Source organism: Streptomyces sp. WM6372 (genome assembly GCF_001279655.1).
Taxonomy (GTDB): Bacteria; Actinomycetota; Actinomycetes; order Streptomycetales; family Streptomycetaceae; genus Streptomyces.
In genome coordinates this window covers 21,983-38,780 of the sequence record NZ_LGDB01000217.1, presented here as the reverse complement: position 1 = coordinate 38,780, position 16,798 = coordinate 21,983, and the positions used below count along the sequence as shown (strand labels likewise).

The window sequence follows — 16,798 nt, the reverse complement described above, 5'->3', positions numbered from 1 at the left end:
TGCGGGGCCCTGGGTTTCGGGGTGGCTGCACGCCGGCCGGGCCGGCCGGGCAGCACTGTCGTCTGCGGCGTTTCAGATCAAGCGTGAGCGGACCTCGCGCCCCTGCTCGACGTTCCGGACCGGGGCGCCGTGCACCGGCTGGCCCACGTACCCGTTCTGGACGGCGAAGACCGTCAGCTGGGTGCGGTTGGCCGTACGGGTCTTCGTACGGAGCCGGCGCAGGTACGTGTCGACCGTGTGCGGGCTCAGGCTGAGCTGACGGGCGATGGAAGAGACGGTGTCGCCGGAGCTGAGCATGCACAGGACTTGCCGTTCGCGGCCGGTGAGGGCGGGCGCGATGTCCGTCATGGTGCCTCCTGGGGCGGGGAGTTTTCGCAGGTCAACGTGTTGTTCGGCTACAACTGAAGCCTGCCGGGCCGCCCGAGGCGCATGCAACGGATCCGGTGCCTCACCAAGTTGCAATGGCAGCTTGAAACCGGGTGGACGAAATGGACTTTAGGGAGCTGAAGCATGCTGAAAGCCCCGACCGGGCGGCGGCCGCAGTGGCCCGCATCCGGGCACGCCATGCGGCCGCGGTATGCGGCCACGCCATGCGGGCACGCCATGCGGCCACGGCATGCGGCCACGGCATGCGGCGCCAGCACATGCGGCCGGCCGGTTGTCGTAGGACAACCGGCCGGCCGTGGTGCTGCGCGCGTCAGCGCGGAGGGAGCCCGTTCAGGAGAGCGCGGAGTAGGCCGAGGCCAGCGCGTCGGTCACCTCGACGCACAGGCCGGCGTCGAGGAGGGTCTGCGCGTACGCCGCGACGTCGAGGCCCGTCCGTGCGCCGAGGGCGGCGACCTGGACCGGGAGCCCGGACAGCAGGGCGTCCAGAGCGGGGCGGGCCTGTGCGGGGAAGGTGAGGGTCCGTCCCGCCGAGGTGACGGTGACCGTGTCACCGGCGGCCGCCACCTGCGGCCGGAACTCGGTGAGGCAGGCGACGGCGGTGGCCGGCCCGAACACTCCCCGGGTGATCACGCGTTGGTTCTCCCGCAGCCCGAGACCGCCGCGGTCCAGGAACATCGGCTGCGCCTGCGCGAACGCGGCCGGCGGGTACTGCTCGGCCAGCGCGGTCAGGAGGCGGACGTAGTCGCGGGGATCGGTCTCCCGGGACACGTCGCGGCGGAACAGCTCGACGTGGTTGGCCCGCTCGGTCAAGGCGCGCAGCCAGTCCATGCCCGTGCGTTCCACGATCCCGAAGGTGACGTGGAGGGAGTACCCGCCGGGTGCCTGGTCGGTGCGGGTGGCGGTGTGCCAGTAGCCGCGCGGCACGCACATCAGGTCACCGGCCTCGAGGGAGCCGCGCCACAGGACTTCCTCGCTGGGAGTCGCGGTGCGGCGGACTTCGTTCAGCGGCGCCTTGAGCGTCTCGCCGCGCACCTCCCAGCTCTTGGTGCCCGCCAGTTGGAGGATCACCGAGTCGGACGTGTCGACGTGGAGGTTGAAGCCGCCCGCGTCTCCGGTCGCCAGGAAGGCGGTGGCGTATACCTTGGCCCCCGTCAGCCACTGCAGGGCGCGGCAGGCGAGGTCGAAGCGGGGGTCGATCTTCTCCAGACCGCCGACCACGATCTGGCACCCCTCCTTGAGCAGGGCTCCGAGGCGGTGCGTGTCGATCATCTCGTGCTCGTCGCCGCGCGTGGTACGGGCGACCATGTAGTCGCGGGGCGGGAGGAACACGCCCTTGCTCAGGCACAGAACCTGACCCGGGCGGGAGAACGTCCGATAGGTCAGCAGGTCGAGCAGCCCGGTCGGAGTCAGCAGGCGCTCACCCCAGCCGGGCAGCTCGGCGCGGGTGAAGTGCGAGCCGAGCGTCCGCTGGTCCGGGCGGTGCAGTGTCCGTGCCAGGTCCTGGACGAAGCGGAGATCCATGACCGTACCTTTCCGTCGTGGTGGGATGTGCGAGCCGAGTGGCGGAGCGGGCGCTGCCGGTGCCGCCGGCCCGGGACGTCAGTCGAGGTCGACGTCGAGGTGGAGGTCGAGGTCGACCTCGTCGTCGAGGGGGCTGGTGAGCGCCTGCGCCATCGCGAGCGCCTCCTTGCCCGCGTCGGTCGCGTCGAGGGCGCGCAGGGTCTCGACGAGCGAGTCAACCCGCTGCAGTTCGGCCGTGGTGGTGTCGTGCATCAGGTGGTTCCTCTTCTGGACGGGGAGGACGAAGGAGGCTGGACGCCGTCCAGCCTCCTTCGGGATCGCCGCCGCCCGAAAGCCACGACATCGCGTGACCCGGGCCGCGGGTACCAGCACCCGGGTACCGGAACTCCGCCGGGCGGCCGCAGTGCCGGGCGGCGGCGACGGGGTGCGGGTTCAGCCGGCCTCGACGGGCACTCCGCCGGCCACGTGCCACACCGACAGCCGGAGCGCACCGGCGGCGGTGGGGGGCGCGGAGGTGGCGGCGGGCGCGGCGGGCGCGGCGGAATCCGCGAGCGCGGCCCTCAGGGCCCGTGCCATCGGCGTGAAGCCGGCGAAGGCACGTTCCTGGCGGGCTTCGCGGGCCACGCGCGTGAGCACGTCCTGGTCCACCTCCGCCGCCGCGCAGGCCGCGCGCAGCCGTTCGGTGAGAGCGGCCCGGCTTCGCGGGGCCGGCTTCCAGCACAGGACGTCCACGGCCTGGTGCGCGTTCTCCACTGTGGTCCTGCCCACCAGCGGCACTCCGGCCCGTACGCCCGCGGCCACCACCGGTCCCGGGTCGCTGAGCAGGGCACGCGCCCACAGACCCTCGTCCTGGCGGGGACGCGTGAGGGTGACCGCGACCAGGCCGTCGAGTGCGGGCAGGCACATCCGTGGCGCCCGGGTGAGCACCCGGTGGGACTCGGCCGCATCCGGGCCGGTCCCCTCGGCGAGGCGGTGCAAGCGGCGCTCCACCGTCTCGGCCACGGTTTCGAGAGCCTCGGGGGGACCGGCCACGGACAGGACGGCGCGGCCCGGCCGATAGCCCCAGGCGACCAGGTCGGCCACCTCGCGGTGCGTCACGGCGGGGATGTCGGCGCGCCGCGTACGGGCGACCGCGTCCATGCCCGGTTCGTCGCAGGCGGCCGCGGCGAAGAGGCCGCCCGCGCGCAGCAGCGGGCCGGAGTCCATGCGCGCGGTCTCCAGCTCCACGGCCATGCGTTCGGACTCCAGGAGCCGTTCGTCGACGGTCGCGTCACCGAGGACGTCGACCAGCCGGGCCGCGAGGTCGGCTGCTCCGTGGGGCGCGGCGGTGGCGCGGAAGAGCGTACGGGCGATGTCGGTCTGGGCGAAGACCGGTACGGTCTGCCGCGCAGCTCCGGTGCCCGCGATCGCCCGTACGTGCTCGGCCAGATGGGCGGTGGACGCCGTGCCCGGGGCGTCATCACGGGATCCGCAGGCCACGGCCAGGCAGCCGCCGACCGACCGGGCCCAGGGCATGGGCACCAGGCGCACGCGCAGCCCCGCCACGCGCACCTCGTGCCCCGGCCCGGTCGGGTTGTCGGACGGGCCGTCGGACAGAGCGTCGGGCAGGCCGTCGGGCGGGCTGCTCGTCTGGGTCATCCGTGACTCCTGAGTGCTTCTTCCACCGCGCGGCCGCACGGATCGGGCCCGACGACCGCAACGGCCGGACGCCGCCCGGGCACGGCGCGCAGGCCCTCCAACGAGGTCAGGGCGGCGACGGACCGCATCAGTTCGTCGACCGGTGTCTGGCCGCGGGCGGCGCGCCGCACCTCGTCGGCCGCGGCGAAGGGATCGTCCAGTGAGGTGAGGAGTCTGGCCAGGCACCGCTGCCGGGCCGCCTCGAACTCCCGCTCCCCCGGCGGACTCTCGAGGAGGCCGCCCACGGCGTCCAGGAGGATCCGGACGGTGTCCGCCACGTCCGGGGCACGCACGAACGCGGTGGCCGCGACGCTGTTGGTGCTGTCCTGGGACCAGTGCCCGGCGGAGAACCCGTAGGCGATCCCCCGCTCACCGCGCAGGGCCTGGTGCAGGCGTCCCTCGGGACCCGAGCCGAGTACCTCCACGAGCACTTCCAGGGCTCCGGGCCGGTCGCTGTGACAGGGGAGCCGTACGGACAGGCGCGCCGATTCGGCCGTGGTCCGCACGTGCACGACGCCGCCCTGCCACAGGCGGTCATCGGCCGCGGGTGCTGCTCGCCGGCCGGCGGCCGGCAGGGCGGGCCCGTCGGGTCGCGGACCGGGAGGGCCGCCGTACGGGGGTGCGCTGTGGACGCGGAGGGCCGAGCCCAGGCGGGCCAGTTCCTCGCGCACCACCTCCCCCGACAGGTTCTCGATGGTCTCCGCCCCGCCCAGCGGTGAAGGAGGCGTCCAGCCCCAGGCTGCCTGGTGGGAGGCTTGGTTGAGCTGCGTGAGGACCTGCCCGGCCCGCTGCCCGGCGAGTACGCGCTGGGCGGCGCGGGACCGGGCGAGGCGCTCGGTGTCCGCCCGCGTCCACCGGCGGGCTCCGGCGGCCAGCGCGGCACCGGCCTCCAGCACGTCGTCGTCCACGGACCAGAAGGCGAAGGACGAAGCACGCGCTTCGAGCTGGTGCCGGGTGCGCCAACCGCGGTCCGCGGCCAGCCGGGCCGCCCCGGGACGGCTGGGGTCCGCCAACACGCGCGCCGCCAGTGCGGCGAGTCCGCGCAGGTCGGGGGCGTCGTCTTCGTGGCCCCGCGGAAGATCGACGATGACGGCGTGGCCGGGGCGCTCCGCCGTCATCGGATGCCCGCCGGGGAGGGTGCGGGGGCGGCCGGTACCTCATGCGGGGCCGCTGCCACAGCGGCCTGCTCGACCTGCTCCGCGCGCTCCGCCCGCTCTTCCTGCTGCGTCCGCTGCTGCTCCGCCCGCTGCTCCTGCTGCGCCCGCTCGGTCCACTCGGTCCGCTCGGTCCGGTAGGCCAGGCGCGCCAGCGGCGCGGTCGTGGCCGTGGCGAGGACGCCGCAGACGAGGAGGACCGACCCCAGGTCGAGCCATCCGGCGAGCAGTGCTCCCGCGGCCAGCGACGTCAGCTGGCTCAGCGTCGTCGCCATGCGGCGGAAGGCCAGGACCCGTCCCCGATGGCTGTTCGCGGCCCGCTGCTGGCACACCATCACCGGCCCGAGCCCGTAAAGGAACTGGTGCACGCTCACCAACAGCCCGGCCGCAGCCGCCGGCAGCACGCCCGAGCCGCCGCGCAGGAGGAACACCGCGGCCGCACTCACCGGAGCCGCCGCCAGCGCGCTCCACCACAGCATCCGGGTCGGGGCCACGGACTCCCGTGCCCGTCCCAGCACCACGGTGACCGCGAGCCATCCCAGACCGCAGCCCACTCCGAACGCACCGATCAGGCGCTCGGCGCTCGCCGCGTGCACCTGCCCGAGCCAGATGGCCAGTTGCTCGGTGGCCGCTCCCACGCACAGGTACATCACGCTCTCCGCCGCCACCGCGTACCGCACGATCCGGTCGCCCCACAGCGCACGCAGACCGCCGGCCAGCGCGGCGACTCCGGTCTGCGTGGTGCGGCCGTCCGCCGGCGTGGGCGAAAGCGGTACGAGGCACAGGGCGGCCACGATGAAGGTCAGCCCGTTCAGCAGCAGCACCCACTCGATGCCCCAGCCGGTGAGCATCGCCGTACCCAGCAGCGGCCCCAGGGTCATCGCCGCTCCGGTGGCGGCGTCCAGCAAGGAGTTGGCTGCCATCAGCCGGCCCGCGGGAATCGCGTCGGGCAGGATGCTCGACAGCGCCGGCACCCGTACGGCCGCCAGTACCTGGAGCACTCCGAGGAGCACGACCACGGTGACCACGTGGCGGCCCGCGGCGGCGGCGGCCATGGCCACCGTGACCAACGCGGAGGCCACGTCCGTGGCGATGGCCACGCCCCGCCGGTCGAGCCGGTCGGCTATGAGTCCCGCGAACGGCGACACCACGACCTTCGGCAGATGGAACACCACGAAGGCCAGCACACCGGCCGGGGAGGACCCCGTGGTCTGCTGCACCCACAGCGGCAGGGCCAGGAACTGGAGGTATCCGCCCAGCGTCGACAGGCTCCGCCCGGCCCACAACGTCCAGAACACCCCGCCCAGCGGCGTACGGACCGCCTCGGCCTTCGACGTACGGGATGCCTCGCCCCGCGACGTACGAGCCGCCTCGCCCCGCGGCGTACCGGCTGCCTCGCTCCGCGACCCGGACGCGCTCACGCGACACGCCCCAGGGCCCGGCCGCCGCCCTCCACCGCCGCAAGGGCGTGCTGGGCTTTGGTGCGCTCGGCCCGCGGACGGCCCAGCCACCGGTCCATCCCGTCGGCGAGCTCCTCGAGCAGCCGCAGCGCACGGGGGGCGGAGGAGTTGACCTCCACCTCCACGCACGCGTACGTCCCGACCGGCGGGCAACCGTCGGCCGGGGCGCGGAACGTGACCAGGTCCAGGCTGTACGCGACCTCGATGCCGTGGGCGTCGCGGCCCAGGCCCTTGACCCGCTTCTGGCTGGCGATGGCCACCGGAGCCAGGTCCCCCTCCGCCAGCCGGCAGTCGCGTACGTGTCCGACGGGCAGCAGCCCCGGATCGTTGATCGCCTCCGACACCTGCGCCGGGGCCAGGCGCTCGGCCAGTTCCAGCCCGTCGCGCCAGGCGTGCCGCCGCACCGCCTGCTTGAAGGTCATCCAGCACACGTCCGACGCGCTGCCCACGTTGACGACCACGCCCAGGGAGTGGCCGGCCCCGATCAGGGAGCGGTGCGCGTCGTCCACGTAGAGGGTGGACGACACGAACGTCAGGGGCGGGCGCAGCGCGGTGAGCGACGTCGACAGGACGCTCCCCTCGAAGAACCTCTCGGGTTCGTCGATCGCGTCGTATTCCTCGCGCGTGAGGTCCCACTTGCACTCATGCTCGACCCCCACCGAGGCGGTCGCGCCGCGGGTGGATGATGGCCCTCGGCCACGTGACGGGTCCCGGGCTTCTCCCGCCGGCGCAGGTGTCTCGGGCATGACTGTTCTCCAAGCGTGTGGGTGGGGCCGGGGCCGGTCGGATCAGGCCCGCGGCTGCGGGACCGTGAAGACGTCGATGTCCTCGTCGGTCAGGGGGAAGACGCCGCGCAGGACGTCACGCAGGACATCCGCACAGGACGGCGGAGGCCTGAAATGCCCCGATTTCATATTGGCGATGACCATGCAGTCGTCCGGTCCGCCCACGATGGACAGCTCTCCGGCCGCGCGCACGCGCAGCCGCTCCGGAACCAGCATCGGATGCACCACCCGCGTACCGCCCACGCGCCGGTCGGGAGTCCGGCCGAAGACCATTTCCGCCAGCGTGAACGGCTCGGGCCACACCAGCAGGCGATAGGAGTCGTCCACGACGTAGATGTGCGTGGGACCCGCCTGCAGGGCGTCGAACGCCACCGCGGCGCTGGTGACGTGCACCGGCCTCAGAGCGCAGGCCTGGCGCAGATTCCCGTACATACGGTCAAAAACCGCCCGGTCGTACTCGATGAGCACCGGACGGTCACTGATCAGCCGATGATGGCGGCCCTTGTCGACCATTCCACCGATGTCATAACGACGCTGAATTTCCACGCTCACATCGCGGACGCGTTCCGCGATCTGACGGTTCGAACGATCCTGGGCGAGTACGGTCCGCAGGGACAGCAATTCTTCGTACAGGATGAAGACGACGGCCTGCGAGTCGGGTCCGTACTGCGCGGAAACCTCTGAGCGGACTTCCGCGTACCGCGCGAGCAACGGGTGCTCCGCGCTGCTCAGCCCCATGGCATACAACCCTTCACTGACGGTGAGACGGCCGTGCCGGGGTCAGCTTGACGCTGACCCCGGCACGCGGCTTGCTGACCTGAGATCAGAACTCGCCGTGCTCACCCGGGCTGGCGAGCGCCTGGGTCATCGAGAGGGCCTCCTGGCCCGTCTCGGTGGCGTCCAGGGCGCGCAGGTCCTCGACGATGGTGTCGACGCGGACGAGCTCGTTGTCAGAGATGTTGCTCATGGAATTTCCCCATTCCTTCTTCAGGTTTCCGGTGGCCGGTGGTTTCTTTTCCGTTCCGACCGCCGCTCACGTGAAATAGGTTCTCTCATGGGAAAGCCGCGTTAAAGTCACTACCTTCCGGCGCCTTCCTCCCGGTCCCCGAAAGGCGTTACAGGGGTACGGCAGATTCGCAGGGCGCGCAGCTGCGTCTTGGCCTCTGGATCACCCGATGAGCGCTGCGACTGCGTGGACCGCGCGTACGTCATGGGCGGCGGCTTCCTCCTCGCCGCCTGCGGGTTCCTCTGGCTGGCCCGGGTGCGAACCGACTCGGCACTCCGGTTCACCCTCGCGTCATCGTTCGGGGACACGCTGCTGTTGGCTCATCGCGGTGACGAGGGTGGAGGAGATGTGGGCCAGGGCGGGGTCCGCGGCGATGAAGAACGTTTCGACTCCGGCCAGTTCGTGGTTCATGCGGGCCATCGGCATTTCGTAGTCCAGGTCGGGAACGCCGCGGACTCCGCGGACGACGACGTCGATCCCGACTCGGCGGCAGTAGTCGACCAGCAGGCCGCCCGTGTGCGCGTCGACCGTGACGTTGCTCAGGTCAGTTGCCGCCGCGCGGAGCCGGTCCAGCCGTTCCGCGATGGGGAAGCGGCCCGTCTTGTCCGCGTCGAACAGGAGGGCAGCGCCCCGGAGTACGTCCTGGTGCCCTTGAGTGACCGGGTCGAAGGATCCTGGGAAGAGGGCTCGCATGGCCGGAAGGCGTAACAAGCGGCCGCTCCCGGTGGTGAAGTGCCAGGGCAGCCGGACCCCCAAGACCAAGCGTGCCAGGGAGAACGTCCAGCCGGACGGGACAACGGCAACGCCAGACGCGGATCACGGCCATACGGGACACGCTTTTGGCTTGCCATTCGCGTGCCTGACCGCGCGGAGCGACGCCCTGATCGAGGCCCTGCCTGCCACTGGCCGGCGTCCATGAGGCGTTGGACGACGTCGCGGACCTGGCCAGCGGTGACCGCGGCGAAGTCTGCGCCGGGCTCCAGCCGGATCGTGTCCAGCAACGCGGTCCACGAGGTCCGGCCGGTCTCCAGGGCGGCGACGATCGAGTAGGGCCAGCCGGGCACCGACCCGGGCCGGCCCTGCCCCGGCGCGCCCGCTTGGCTCGAAGAACCGACAACCCGCCACCCGCTGCGACGTCGGACGAGTCCTCGCCACCGGCGAGTCCTACACCCGACCCGCGCACCACAAGCAAGGAACCAAGCCCCGGGGCACTGGCGAGACGACCCGTCCGACGCCTGATCCGGGGCGCGAAGCCGTCCCCGGATCTGGCATGCTGGCCCCGTGAACAACAAGCTCAGAAAGGACGATGCCGCGTAATCGGCCGTCCCAAGTCCGCGCCGCCGGACGTCACCCGAGGCGGCAGACGCATGAAACACCAACGCCTGGGTTGCCGCGTGGCTCCGGCAAGCTTGCCGGAGCGGTTTCCCGCCTCGAACACGATCGGCTCTGGCCTGGGGCGATAGCCCAGGCCCTACAGGAGTGGTCACGAACAGCCCACCGCCCCAGCCGTGCTCTCTCCGGCGGTTGTGGTTGTCCCTTGTGCAACCCCTTCTACACGACCGACGAGCGAGGACTTCTGGAAGCGGCAATGCACGCTCTTCCACCACAGGCGGCGCGTGAACTACGGCGTCTGGTGAAACCGCTCGACGACCTCTACATCGCCAAAACCTGGCCCGACCCCTTCGCCTCGCCCGACGACGGATGGTGGGTAGGGCGCTGTTGGGGATAGACCTACGTCGATCGCTGCCCCAGCACCGTTGACTCCCCAGCGGAGACGTTGAACGGCAAGCTCAGAGCCCGTCTCTTGGAAGTGCGGTGCGCATGGTGCTGCATGCCGGATGGAAATCCTGCGTCAGCAGCGCTCGCCCCGCAGCGGCTGATCGAGCGGGTCGTGGGCCTCGACGGGGCGGCAGCGCCGCTGCCCGGCTTCGACCGGGCCTCCCCCGCCGGGATGACGGTGATCGATCCGCTCCACGGCTGAGTCCACGGCGGACGCGGCCGGGGCGGCGGGCGTGGCGTCGGGATGTGTGCGGGTTGTCGGGTGATGATGGCGCGGTGCGACTTGATCACGTGTCCTATGCGGTGGCCCGCGACAGCTTCGTCTCGACCGTCCAGTGGATCGGATCCGCCCTGGGCGCCGGGTTCGTCGACGGCGGCGTGCACCCGCGATTCGGCACCCGCAATTTCATTCTCCCGCTGAGCGGCGGCACCTACGTCGAGGTCGTCACCACGCTCGACCACCCCGCCGCCGACCGCGCACCCTTCGGCCGGGCGGTCGCGCGCCGCGCCGCCGAGGGCGGCGGCTGGCTCGGTTGGGTGGTCTCGGTCGACGACATCGCCCCGGTCGAGGCCCGCCTCGGCCGCACCTCGGCCGAGGGCCACCGTGTCCGCCCCGACGGGTTCGACCTGAGGTGGAAGCAGATCGGCCTGCTGGAACTGCTGGAGGACCCGCAGCTGCCCTACTTCCTGCAGTGGTTGGTCCCCCATGAGGAGCGCCCGAGCGCCGACCCGCGCACGTCCACCACCATCCACGGGGTCTCCATCGCCGGCGACGCCGCCTCCATCGCCGAATTCCTCGGCGAACCGGCCGACCACCCCCTCGACCAGATCGACGTCACCTGGGCCGAGGATGAGGAACCGGGCCTGGTCTCGGTCGAGTTCGCCACCGCCCACGGCCCGGTCACGATCTGACCAGGGCCCGGCTGCCCCGTGGGAGCAGCCGGCCGGGGTCTCCTGGCCAGCGCGTGTCCTTTTGGTCGGTCACCAGCCGCCCGTCAGGGTGGTGGGGCTCGCGAAGGAGGTGTCTGCGTGGCCGGCCCAGCTGCGGAGGTCGCCTGTGGTGTCGTCGCGGGCGATCAGGTCGGTCCTGCCGTCGCCGGTGAAGTCGGCCGCCACGGTGCCGGAGCCGTCGCGGGCGATGATGTCGGCCTGGTGGTCGCCGTTGAAGTCGGCCGCGGCGGTCTGGGTGAAGTCCCAGCCGGAACTCAGCTGCGCGGCGGAGCCGAAGGTGCCGTTGCCGTGACCGGCCCAGATCTTCAGGTTCCCGGAGGTGTCGCGGGCGATCAGGTCGGCCTTGCCGTCGCCGTCGAAGTCGGCGGCCGCGGTCTGGGTGAAGTCCCAGCCGCCCGTCACCGTGACGCCCGCGCCGAACGTACCGTCACCGCGGCCGTTCCAGAGCTTCAGGTTGCCGGAGGCGTCACGGGCGATCAGGTCGGCCTTGCCGTCGCCGGTGAAGTCCGCCGCCACGGTCTGGGAGAACGGGCGCCAGCCGCCGGTCACGTCGGCGGCGGAGGCGAAGGTGCCGTTGCCGCGCCCGAGCCACATCTTGAGGATGCCCGTGGAGTCCTGTCGCGCGACGAGGTCCTGGACCCCGTCCCCGTTGAAGTCCGCCGCCGCGGTCTGGGACATGTTCACGCTGGGGCCGTCGGTCCCCCGGAGCAGGGTGTCGGCGAGGACCTTGGTGCCCGCGTCGCCGAAGTGGAGATGGTCGTCGCCGCCCGGCTTCAGCGTCCCGGCGAGGAGCTGCGAGGGCATGTCGGGGTCCCGGGTGGCGAGGTCGAAGTCGGTGCGGGCGTCGGCCTCGGTCATCGTCCTGATGAAGGCGTTGACCTGCTGGCGGGCGTTCTCCTTGGCATCGCTGTAGGCCGAGTAGCCGCCGAAGGCCGGGATGGTGGCGACGACCACGCGGATGCCGCGCGCCTTCGCCTGGGCGCAGATGCGGCGGATGGCGTCCTTCACCGACTCCGCGGACGCGCTGTCGTGGGCGAGGTCGTTGATGCCTTCGTAGAGGACGAGCGTACGGACGTTGCTCTGGGCGAAGACGTCGCGGTCCAGCCTGCTCAGTGCGCCGGGTCCCGCGGCGTCTGCGCGGTCGCTCAGCAGACGGTTCGCGCTGATGCCGGAATTGACGACGCCGGCCGTCTGGGAGGTGCCGTTCAGGGCCGCCGCGTAGTGGTCGGGCCAGCGCTGGTTCTTGTCCGGGGTGGAGTGCGCCCCGTCGGTCTGGGAGTCGCCCAGGGCGACGACCGTTCCGATGTTCTCGGCCGCGGCGACGTCGACACCGCTGACCAGGGCCCAGTTCGGGAGGGTGCCCGGGAAGGCGGTCGCGCCGGTGTCCGCGGTGTGGTCGCCCGCCTGGCGGCCGCTGATGAAGGAGGTCGTCAGGGCGTAGTCGTGCGTGGGGACGACGGTGACCGGGTCGGGGAGGTAGATGCTGACCAGGAGGTTCTTCCCGGCGGTCACGGGGAAGGTGACGGGGTCGCTGTAGATCTCGCCGCCGGCCGGGAGGGTCGTCTCCTGGCCGCCCCCGAACGTCAGGGAGACGGGTGCCTGCGCTGCGGCCGCGCCGCCCGCCTGGGCCTGGGCGGCCACGGTCACGTGGCCGAGCCGGATCGGCTGCGGCGAGAAGGTGTTGGCGAACCGGACGCGCGCCGTGCCGCCGCTGGTGTGCGGGTTCACGACCATGCGCAGGGTCTGCTGGGACCAGCCCTGCGGGGCCGTCTGCGGGGCCGAGCCGAAGGCCGCGCCCCAGCTGCCCGCCCAGAACTTTCCGCCCGGAGCCGCGGGCGTGCTGCGTACCGCGATGTCGAACACGTGCAGGGCCGCGGCCGGGGCCGGGGTTCCCGGGGCGGCGGCGCTGCCGGTCTTCGGCAGCGTCACCGACGTGACGGTCTTCCCCGGATCGAGGGGCACGGTGACCGCGTAGAGGCGGGCCGGGCCCGCCTGCTGTCCGGATGCGGTGTTCCGGTGGTCCAGGCTGAGCGCTGCGGTCGCCGTCCCTCCCGCGCTCCAGTCGCCGACCTCCAGGGTCTGCTGCGCCGAAGTGCCGTCGCCGTAGGTCACGGTGACGGGAGCGGCGACGGAGCCGGAGGTCGCCGAGGCCAGAAACCCGAGGGCGTTGCCGGAGCCCCGTACGGCGAGGGTCTGGCCCGTCGCCAGCACGTTGTCCGGCCGGCCGGGGGCGACGTCCGCCCGCGTGTAGGTCGTTCCGTTGAGCGTGACGCGCGTGCCCCGCAGCCAGCCGGCCCTGTCCAGGTCGGTGGCCGACAGGCTGCGCCCCGCGGCGTCGAAGTCGGCCGCGCCGGGTTCGCCGTCCGGGCTGATCGCCGTGTTGTTGAACGCCTCGCGCACGGTGCCGTACGTCGCGGCGTGCGCGGGGGCGGTGGTGGCGGTGACCAGCCCGCCGGCGGCCAGGGAGAGGACCAGCGGCACGGCCGTGGTCCGCATCCGGCGGAGTGTGCGTCTCGGGAAGGACATCGGAGGGTTCCTCGGGTCGGGGACGGCACTGCCGCCCGGGCGTCGTGGCACCGGGCGGCAGCGGGTAGGGGGCGGGGGCTGGGGCGGTGGGTTACCAGCCGCCGGTGAGCTTGGCGGCGGCGCCGAAGGTGGTGTCGCCGTGGCCGGCCCAGATGTTGAGGTTGCCGGTGGCGGTGTCGCGGCCGATGAGGTCGGCCTTGCCGTTGCCGTCGAAGTCGGCCGCGGTCGTCTGGGTGAAGTCCCAGCCGCCGGTGACGGCGACCGGGGCGTTGAAGTACCCGCCGGCGTTGTGCGTCCACATCTTGAGGTTGCCGGAGCCGTCGCGGGCGATGAGGTCGGCCTGGTGGTCGCCGTTGAAGTCGGCGTCCCAGCCGGAACTCAGCTGCGCGGCCGAGCCGAACGTACCGTCACCGTGACCGGCCCAGATCTTCAGGTTCCCGGAGGCGTCGCGGGCGACCAGGTCGGCCTTGCCGTCGCCGTCGAAGTCCGCCGCCACCGTCTGCGTGAAGTTCCAGCCGCCCGTCACCGTGACGCCCGCGCCGAACGTACCGTCGCCACGGCCGTTCCAGAGCTTCAGGTTGCCGGAGGCGTCACGGGCGATCAGGTCGGCCTTGCCGTCACCATCGAAGTCCGCCGCCACCGTCTGCGTGAAGTTCCAGCCGCCCGTCACCTGCACCGGGGCGTTGAAGTAGCCGCCAGCGTTGTGGGTCCACATCTTCAGGTTGCCGGAGCCGTCGCGGGCGATGATGTCCGCCTGACCGTCACCGTTGAAATCGGCACCGGCCGTCTGGGAGTTGACCGGGGCGGGCAGGCTGTCCTCGGGGTACGGATCGGCGTGGTCCGCCCCGAGACCGGCCGCCGGCCCGCAGTTCGGCCAGGCGCCCTGGCCCTGGACCTTCAGGACCTTCTCGGCTATCAGGATCTGCTGCTTCTTCGTGGCCAGATCGGCCCGGGCGGCGTACGTGGTGCCCCCGAAGGCCTGCCAGGTGGACTGCGTGAACTGCACTCCGCCGTAGAAGCCGTTGCCCGTGTTGATGGCCCAGTTCCCGCCGGACTCGCACTGGGCGACCTTGTCCCAGGTACTGACGGCGGCGGCCTGAGCGGTGCCGGCCGTGGCGACGAGGCCGAGGACGGTGGTGCAGGCGGCGAGCGCGGCGGCGGACGCGACGGCCATGCGGGAGGAGAAGGGTCGGAGCGACATGCTGGAAATCCCCTTGAAGGCAGAGATGGGGTGGGATCGGGCTGTCTCGGGGCCGCCGCCCGGGTGGGTGCTCCCGGGCGGCAGCGTGGGGCGGGGGTTACCAGCCGCCGGTGAGCTTGGCGGCGGCGCCGAAGGTGGTGTCGCCGTGACCGGCCCAGATGTTGAGGTTGCCGGTGTTGTCGTCACGGGCGATCAGGTCGGCCTTGCCGTTGCCGTCGAAGTCCGCCGCCACCGTCTGCGTGAAGTCCCAGCCGCCCGTCACCTGCACGGGGGCGTTGAAGTAGCCGCCGGCGTTGTGCGTCCACATCTTCAGTCCCAGCCGGAACTCAGCTGCGCGGCCGAGCCGAACGTACCGTCACCGTGACCGGCCCAGATCTTCAGGTTCCCGGAGGCGTCGCGGGCGACCAGGTCCGCCTTGCCGTCACCGTCGAAGTCCGCGGCCGCGGTCTGCGTGAACTCCCAGCCGCCCGTCACCTGGACCGCCGCACCGAACGTACCGTCGCCACGGCCGCTCCACCGCTTCAGGTTCCCCGAACCGTCACGGGCGATCAGGTCGGCCTTGCCGTCACCATCGAAGTCCGCCGCCACCGTCTGCGTGAAGTTCCAGCCGGCCGTCACCTGCACCGGGGCGTTGAAGTAGCCGCCGGCGTTGTGGGTCCACATCTTCAGGTTGCCGGAGCCGTCGCGGGCGATGATGTCCGCCTGACCGTCACCGTTGAAATCGGCACCGGCCGTCTGGGAGTTGTTCAGCTGGACGTCCTCGACGATCTTGTCGTAGCGGCGGGGGCTGAAGGTGCCGTGACCGGAGAAGTACGGGTACGGGATCTCGCGGTGGACCGCGCCCACGCTGCCCGCCTGCTCGTAGGCGTCGTACCGGGTGTGCTCGGCGTTGGCCCAGCCGTTGAAGATGACCACGTGACCGCTGGCACCCGGGTCCGGGTTGAGCATGATGTCGCCCGGCTTGAGGGAGTCCTTGCCGATGGACGACGTGAAGTCCAGCAGCGTGCCCGTCGTCTCCCCGTAGTTGTTGGCCGAGGAGGAGGCGAGGTGCCAGGCCATCGAGACGAAGCCGGAGCAGTCGGTGCGGTAGCGGCCGTTGGCGTCGGTGCGGTAGCTGGTCATGCTGTAGGGGACGCCCGCGGCCACCCAGGTCTTGGCCCGCGCTATGACCTCGCTCCGGCTGATCTGGCCGCCCACGCTCGAGTCGGCGGCGGACTGTGCCTGCGGGGCCAGGAACATCCGGCCGGTCTTGGCGGTCTTGGCAGCCTTGGCGGCGGCCGCGTCCAGCTCGGCCTTCGTGGCGGTGGTCGGGTTGGGCACGGTCGGGGTGAACGGCGTGATCGTGCCGGTGTCGGCCTGAGCCGACTGCGAGCCGGCCGGCGCCGTGGGAACGTCTGCGGCCTGCGCCGGGACCGTGGTGGTCAGGACGACGGAGGCGAGGCCCGCGGCAAGCAGGGCGGCGGCGGACGAACGGCGCAGGGAGCGAGACATCGAAGAACTCCGGAGTGGTGAGTTGAAGAAGGCGGTGGGCCGGGCGGGCGAGGGCGCGTCGGGGCAGCCCGGAACGGCCCGGCGGCGAAGCGGCGAAGCGGCGAAGCGGCGTGCCGGTACGGCTGGTGAGGGACCGTCGGCTCAGGCGCCGGCGACCGTGTAGCCGTGTGCGGCGATGGGGGTGTCGACCCGGGTGAGCAGGGTGCGCATCTGCTGGAGGGCCGAGGCGTCGCTGTGGGCCCGTACGAAGAGGAAGAGGTCCAGGCCGTGCTCGGTGGGGCGGGGCCGGATGTGTTCCAGGCCCTCGGCCTGGGTGGCGTGCGCCCAGAGCAGGTCGTGGATGAGGTGCGAGGACCCTGCGGGGGCCGGGCCGGGGAGGGTGCGGTGCAGGGAGGCTTGGATCACCCGCACGTGTCGTCAGTCCCAGCCGATGACGCGCTTGTCCGCGGCCGCGGAGTCCCACCCGATGACAGGAGCGGAAGCAGAAGCGGAAGCGGAGGCGGAGGCGGAGGCGGAGACCGCGGGGTACGAGTCCCAGCCGATCACGCCGGGGCCCGCGGCGGGTGCGGCGACGGCGGCGGAGGCGGCGCCGATCGAGAACAGGGCGGTGAGGCCGGCGGCAGCGATGAAGTGCGTGGTGCGAGACATGACGTTCCCCCGAGCGTGAAGGCGATCCGGTGCGGTGCGGTAGCGGTGGTGCGCGCTGCTCCGGTCCGGCCTTTCGGCCCTGGCCTGGGGTGGGGCTTCCTGCCCCGCCGTCCCGGTGATCAACATCTTGCTGCCCGGGGCGGGCGACCCGGAAGGGGTTCGGGCTGGCACCGTGCTGCCTGGCAGCTTGGTGTCATGACGGCTGGTCATCA

18 protein-coding genes and 1 pseudogene are annotated in these 16,798 nt (G+C 72.1%); 2 read left to right on the top strand and 17 right to left on the bottom strand.

Annotation, left to right across the window (positions count from 1 at the left end; translation table 11 throughout):
* Positions 1-72 precede the first annotated feature (72 nt).
* The 11 genes and pseudogenes from ADK52_RS30630 to ADK52_RS44055 form a co-directional block, all read right to left on the bottom strand.
* A complete protein-coding gene (locus ADK52_RS30630) occupies positions 73-348 on the bottom strand; it encodes a response regulator transcription factor (RefSeq protein WP_053693109.1) in 276 nt (91 codons plus the stop codon).
* Positions 349-717: 369 nt separating this feature from the next.
* Positions 718-1,908 carry a JmjC domain-containing protein gene (locus tag ADK52_RS30625; protein ID WP_053693108.1) on the bottom strand — a complete coding sequence of 397 codons (1,191 nt, stop codon included), beginning with the start codon at positions 1,906-1,908 and terminating at the stop codon, positions 718-720.
* Positions 1,909-1,986: 78 nt separating this feature from the next.
* Complete coding sequence (locus tag ADK52_RS42620) at positions 1,987-2,160, bottom strand: hypothetical protein (protein ID WP_159046066.1); 174 nt, start codon at positions 2,158-2,160, stop codon at positions 1,987-1,989.
* A gap of 180 nt (positions 2,161-2,340) precedes the next feature.
* Positions 2,341-3,546: an insulinase family protein gene (locus ADK52_RS30620; protein ID WP_053693107.1), complete on the bottom strand. Its 1,206-nt coding sequence runs from the start codon at positions 3,544-3,546 to the stop codon at positions 2,341-2,343.
* Positions 3,543-4,703 carry an insulinase family protein gene (locus tag ADK52_RS30615; RefSeq protein ID WP_053693106.1) on the bottom strand — a complete coding sequence of 387 codons (1,161 nt, stop codon included), beginning with the start codon at positions 4,701-4,703 and terminating at the stop codon, positions 3,543-3,545. The genes ADK52_RS30620 and ADK52_RS30615 overlap by 4 nt, the downstream gene beginning before the upstream one ends.
* Complete coding sequence (locus tag ADK52_RS30610; protein WP_078988719.1) at positions 4,700-6,160, bottom strand: MFS transporter; 1,461 nt, start codon at positions 6,158-6,160, stop codon at positions 4,700-4,702. The genes ADK52_RS30615 and ADK52_RS30610 overlap by 4 nt, the downstream gene beginning before the upstream one ends.
* Complete coding sequence (locus tag ADK52_RS42615) at positions 6,157-6,858, bottom strand: hypothetical protein (protein ID WP_053693104.1); 702 nt, start codon at positions 6,856-6,858, stop codon at positions 6,157-6,159. The genes ADK52_RS30610 and ADK52_RS42615 overlap by 4 nt, the downstream gene beginning before the upstream one ends.
* 129 nt (positions 6,859-6,987) lie before the next feature.
* The gene (locus ADK52_RS30600) at positions 6,988-7,722 is read right to left on the bottom strand and encodes a hypothetical protein (protein WP_053693103.1); all 735 of its coding nucleotides are present in this window, start codon (positions 7,720-7,722) and stop codon (positions 6,988-6,990) included.
* A gap of 85 nt (positions 7,723-7,807) precedes the next feature.
* On the bottom strand, positions 7,808-7,951 hold the full coding sequence (locus tag ADK52_RS42610; RefSeq protein WP_159046065.1) for a hypothetical protein: 144 nt from the start codon (positions 7,949-7,951) through the stop codon (positions 7,808-7,810).
* 330 nt (positions 7,952-8,281) lie between these two features.
* Complete coding sequence (coaD, locus tag ADK52_RS30595; RefSeq protein ID WP_053693102.1) at positions 8,282-8,683, bottom strand: pantetheine-phosphate adenylyltransferase; 402 nt, start codon at positions 8,681-8,683, stop codon at positions 8,282-8,284.
* A 197-nt stretch (positions 8,684-8,880) separates the two neighbouring features.
* A pseudogene (locus ADK52_RS44055) lies at positions 8,881-9,054 on the bottom strand (transposase); the annotation flags it as partial.
* Between the two features lie 767 nt (positions 9,055-9,821).
* Here ADK52_RS44055 and ADK52_RS41830 point away from each other — a divergent pair.
* Together ADK52_RS41830 and ADK52_RS30590 are read left to right on the top strand one after the other, a co-directional pair.
* A complete protein-coding gene (locus tag ADK52_RS41830) occupies positions 9,822-9,971 on the top strand; it encodes a hypothetical protein (protein WP_199828571.1) in 150 nt (49 codons plus the stop codon).
* 74 nt (positions 9,972-10,045) lie between these two features.
* Positions 10,046-10,681 (top strand): VOC family protein, encoded by a 636-nt coding sequence (locus tag ADK52_RS30590; protein ID WP_053693101.1) that lies wholly within the window; start codon positions 10,046-10,048, stop codon positions 10,679-10,681.
* 69 nt (positions 10,682-10,750) lie between these two features.
* Here ADK52_RS30590 and ADK52_RS30585 read toward each other — a convergent pair whose 3' ends face one another.
* From ADK52_RS30585 to ADK52_RS30560, 6 genes are all read right to left on the bottom strand, one after another.
* Positions 10,751-13,216 (bottom strand): FG-GAP-like repeat-containing protein, encoded by a 2,466-nt coding sequence (locus tag ADK52_RS30585; RefSeq protein WP_159046064.1) that lies wholly within the window; start codon positions 13,214-13,216, stop codon positions 10,751-10,753.
* Positions 13,217-13,337: 121 nt separating this feature from the next.
* Positions 13,338-14,447, bottom strand: a complete 1,110-nt coding sequence (locus ADK52_RS44855) for an FG-GAP-like repeat-containing protein (RefSeq protein ID WP_053693099.1) — start codon at positions 14,445-14,447, stop codon at positions 13,338-13,340.
* A gap of 97 nt (positions 14,448-14,544) precedes the next feature.
* Positions 14,545-14,754 carry a hypothetical protein gene (locus tag ADK52_RS30575; RefSeq protein WP_053693098.1) on the bottom strand — a complete coding sequence of 70 codons (210 nt, stop codon included), beginning with the start codon at positions 14,752-14,754 and terminating at the stop codon, positions 14,545-14,547.
* Between the two features lie 2 nt (positions 14,755-14,756).
* Positions 14,757-15,938: an FG-GAP-like repeat-containing protein gene (locus tag ADK52_RS30570; protein WP_053693097.1), complete on the bottom strand. Its 1,182-nt coding sequence runs from the start codon at positions 15,936-15,938 to the stop codon at positions 14,757-14,759.
* A 141-nt stretch (positions 15,939-16,079) separates the two neighbouring features.
* A complete protein-coding gene (locus ADK52_RS30565; RefSeq protein ID WP_053693096.1) occupies positions 16,080-16,349 on the bottom strand; it encodes a hypothetical protein in 270 nt (89 codons plus the stop codon).
* Positions 16,350-16,355: 6 nt separating this feature from the next.
* On the bottom strand, positions 16,356-16,586 hold the full coding sequence (locus ADK52_RS30560) for a hypothetical protein (RefSeq protein WP_053693095.1): 231 nt from the start codon (positions 16,584-16,586) through the stop codon (positions 16,356-16,358).
* Positions 16,587-16,798: the final 212 nt, after the last annotated feature.

Coding starts and splice junctions, on each gene's coding strand:
- ADK52_RS30630 (WP_053693109.1), bottom strand. CDS start 348: ATGACGGACATCGCGCCCGCCCTCACCGGCCGCGAACGGCAAGTCCTG.
- ADK52_RS30625 (WP_053693108.1), bottom strand. CDS start 1,908: ATGGATCTCCGCTTCGTCCAGGACCTGGCACGGACACTGCACCGCCCG.
- ADK52_RS42620 (WP_159046066.1), bottom strand. CDS start 2,160: ATGCACGACACCACCACGGCCGAACTGCAGCGGGTTGACTCGCTCGTC.
- ADK52_RS30620 (WP_053693107.1), bottom strand. CDS start 3,546: ATGACCCAGACGAGCAGCCCGCCCGACGGCCTGCCCGACGCTCTGTCC.
- ADK52_RS30615 (WP_053693106.1), bottom strand. CDS start 4,703: ATGACGGCGGAGCGCCCCGGCCACGCCGTCATCGTCGATCTTCCGCGG.
- ADK52_RS30600 (WP_053693103.1), bottom strand. CDS start 7,722: ATGGGGCTGAGCAGCGCGGAGCACCCGTTGCTCGCGCGGTACGCGGAA.
- ADK52_RS42610 (WP_159046065.1), bottom strand. CDS start 7,951: ATGAGCAACATCTCTGACAACGAGCTCGTCCGCGTCGACACCATCGTC.
- coaD (WP_053693102.1), bottom strand. CDS start 8,683: ATGCGAGCCCTCTTCCCAGGATCCTTCGACCCGGTCACTCAAGGGCAC.
- ADK52_RS41830 (WP_199828571.1), top strand. CDS start 9,822: ATGCCGGATGGAAATCCTGCGTCAGCAGCGCTCGCCCCGCAGCGGCTG.
- ADK52_RS30585 (WP_159046064.1), bottom strand. CDS start 13,216: ATGCGGACCACGGCCGTGCCGCTGGTCCTCTCCCTGGCCGCCGGCGGG.
- ADK52_RS44855 (WP_053693099.1), bottom strand. CDS start 14,447: ATGTCGCTCCGACCCTTCTCCTCCCGCATGGCCGTCGCGTCCGCCGCC.
- ADK52_RS30575 (WP_053693098.1), bottom strand. CDS start 14,754: ATGTGGACGCACAACGCCGGCGGCTACTTCAACGCCCCCGTGCAGGTG.
- ADK52_RS30570 (WP_053693097.1), bottom strand. CDS start 15,938: ATGTCTCGCTCCCTGCGCCGTTCGTCCGCCGCCGCCCTGCTTGCCGCG.
- ADK52_RS30560 (WP_053693095.1), bottom strand. CDS start 16,586: ATGTCTCGCACCACGCACTTCATCGCTGCCGCCGGCCTCACCGCCCTG.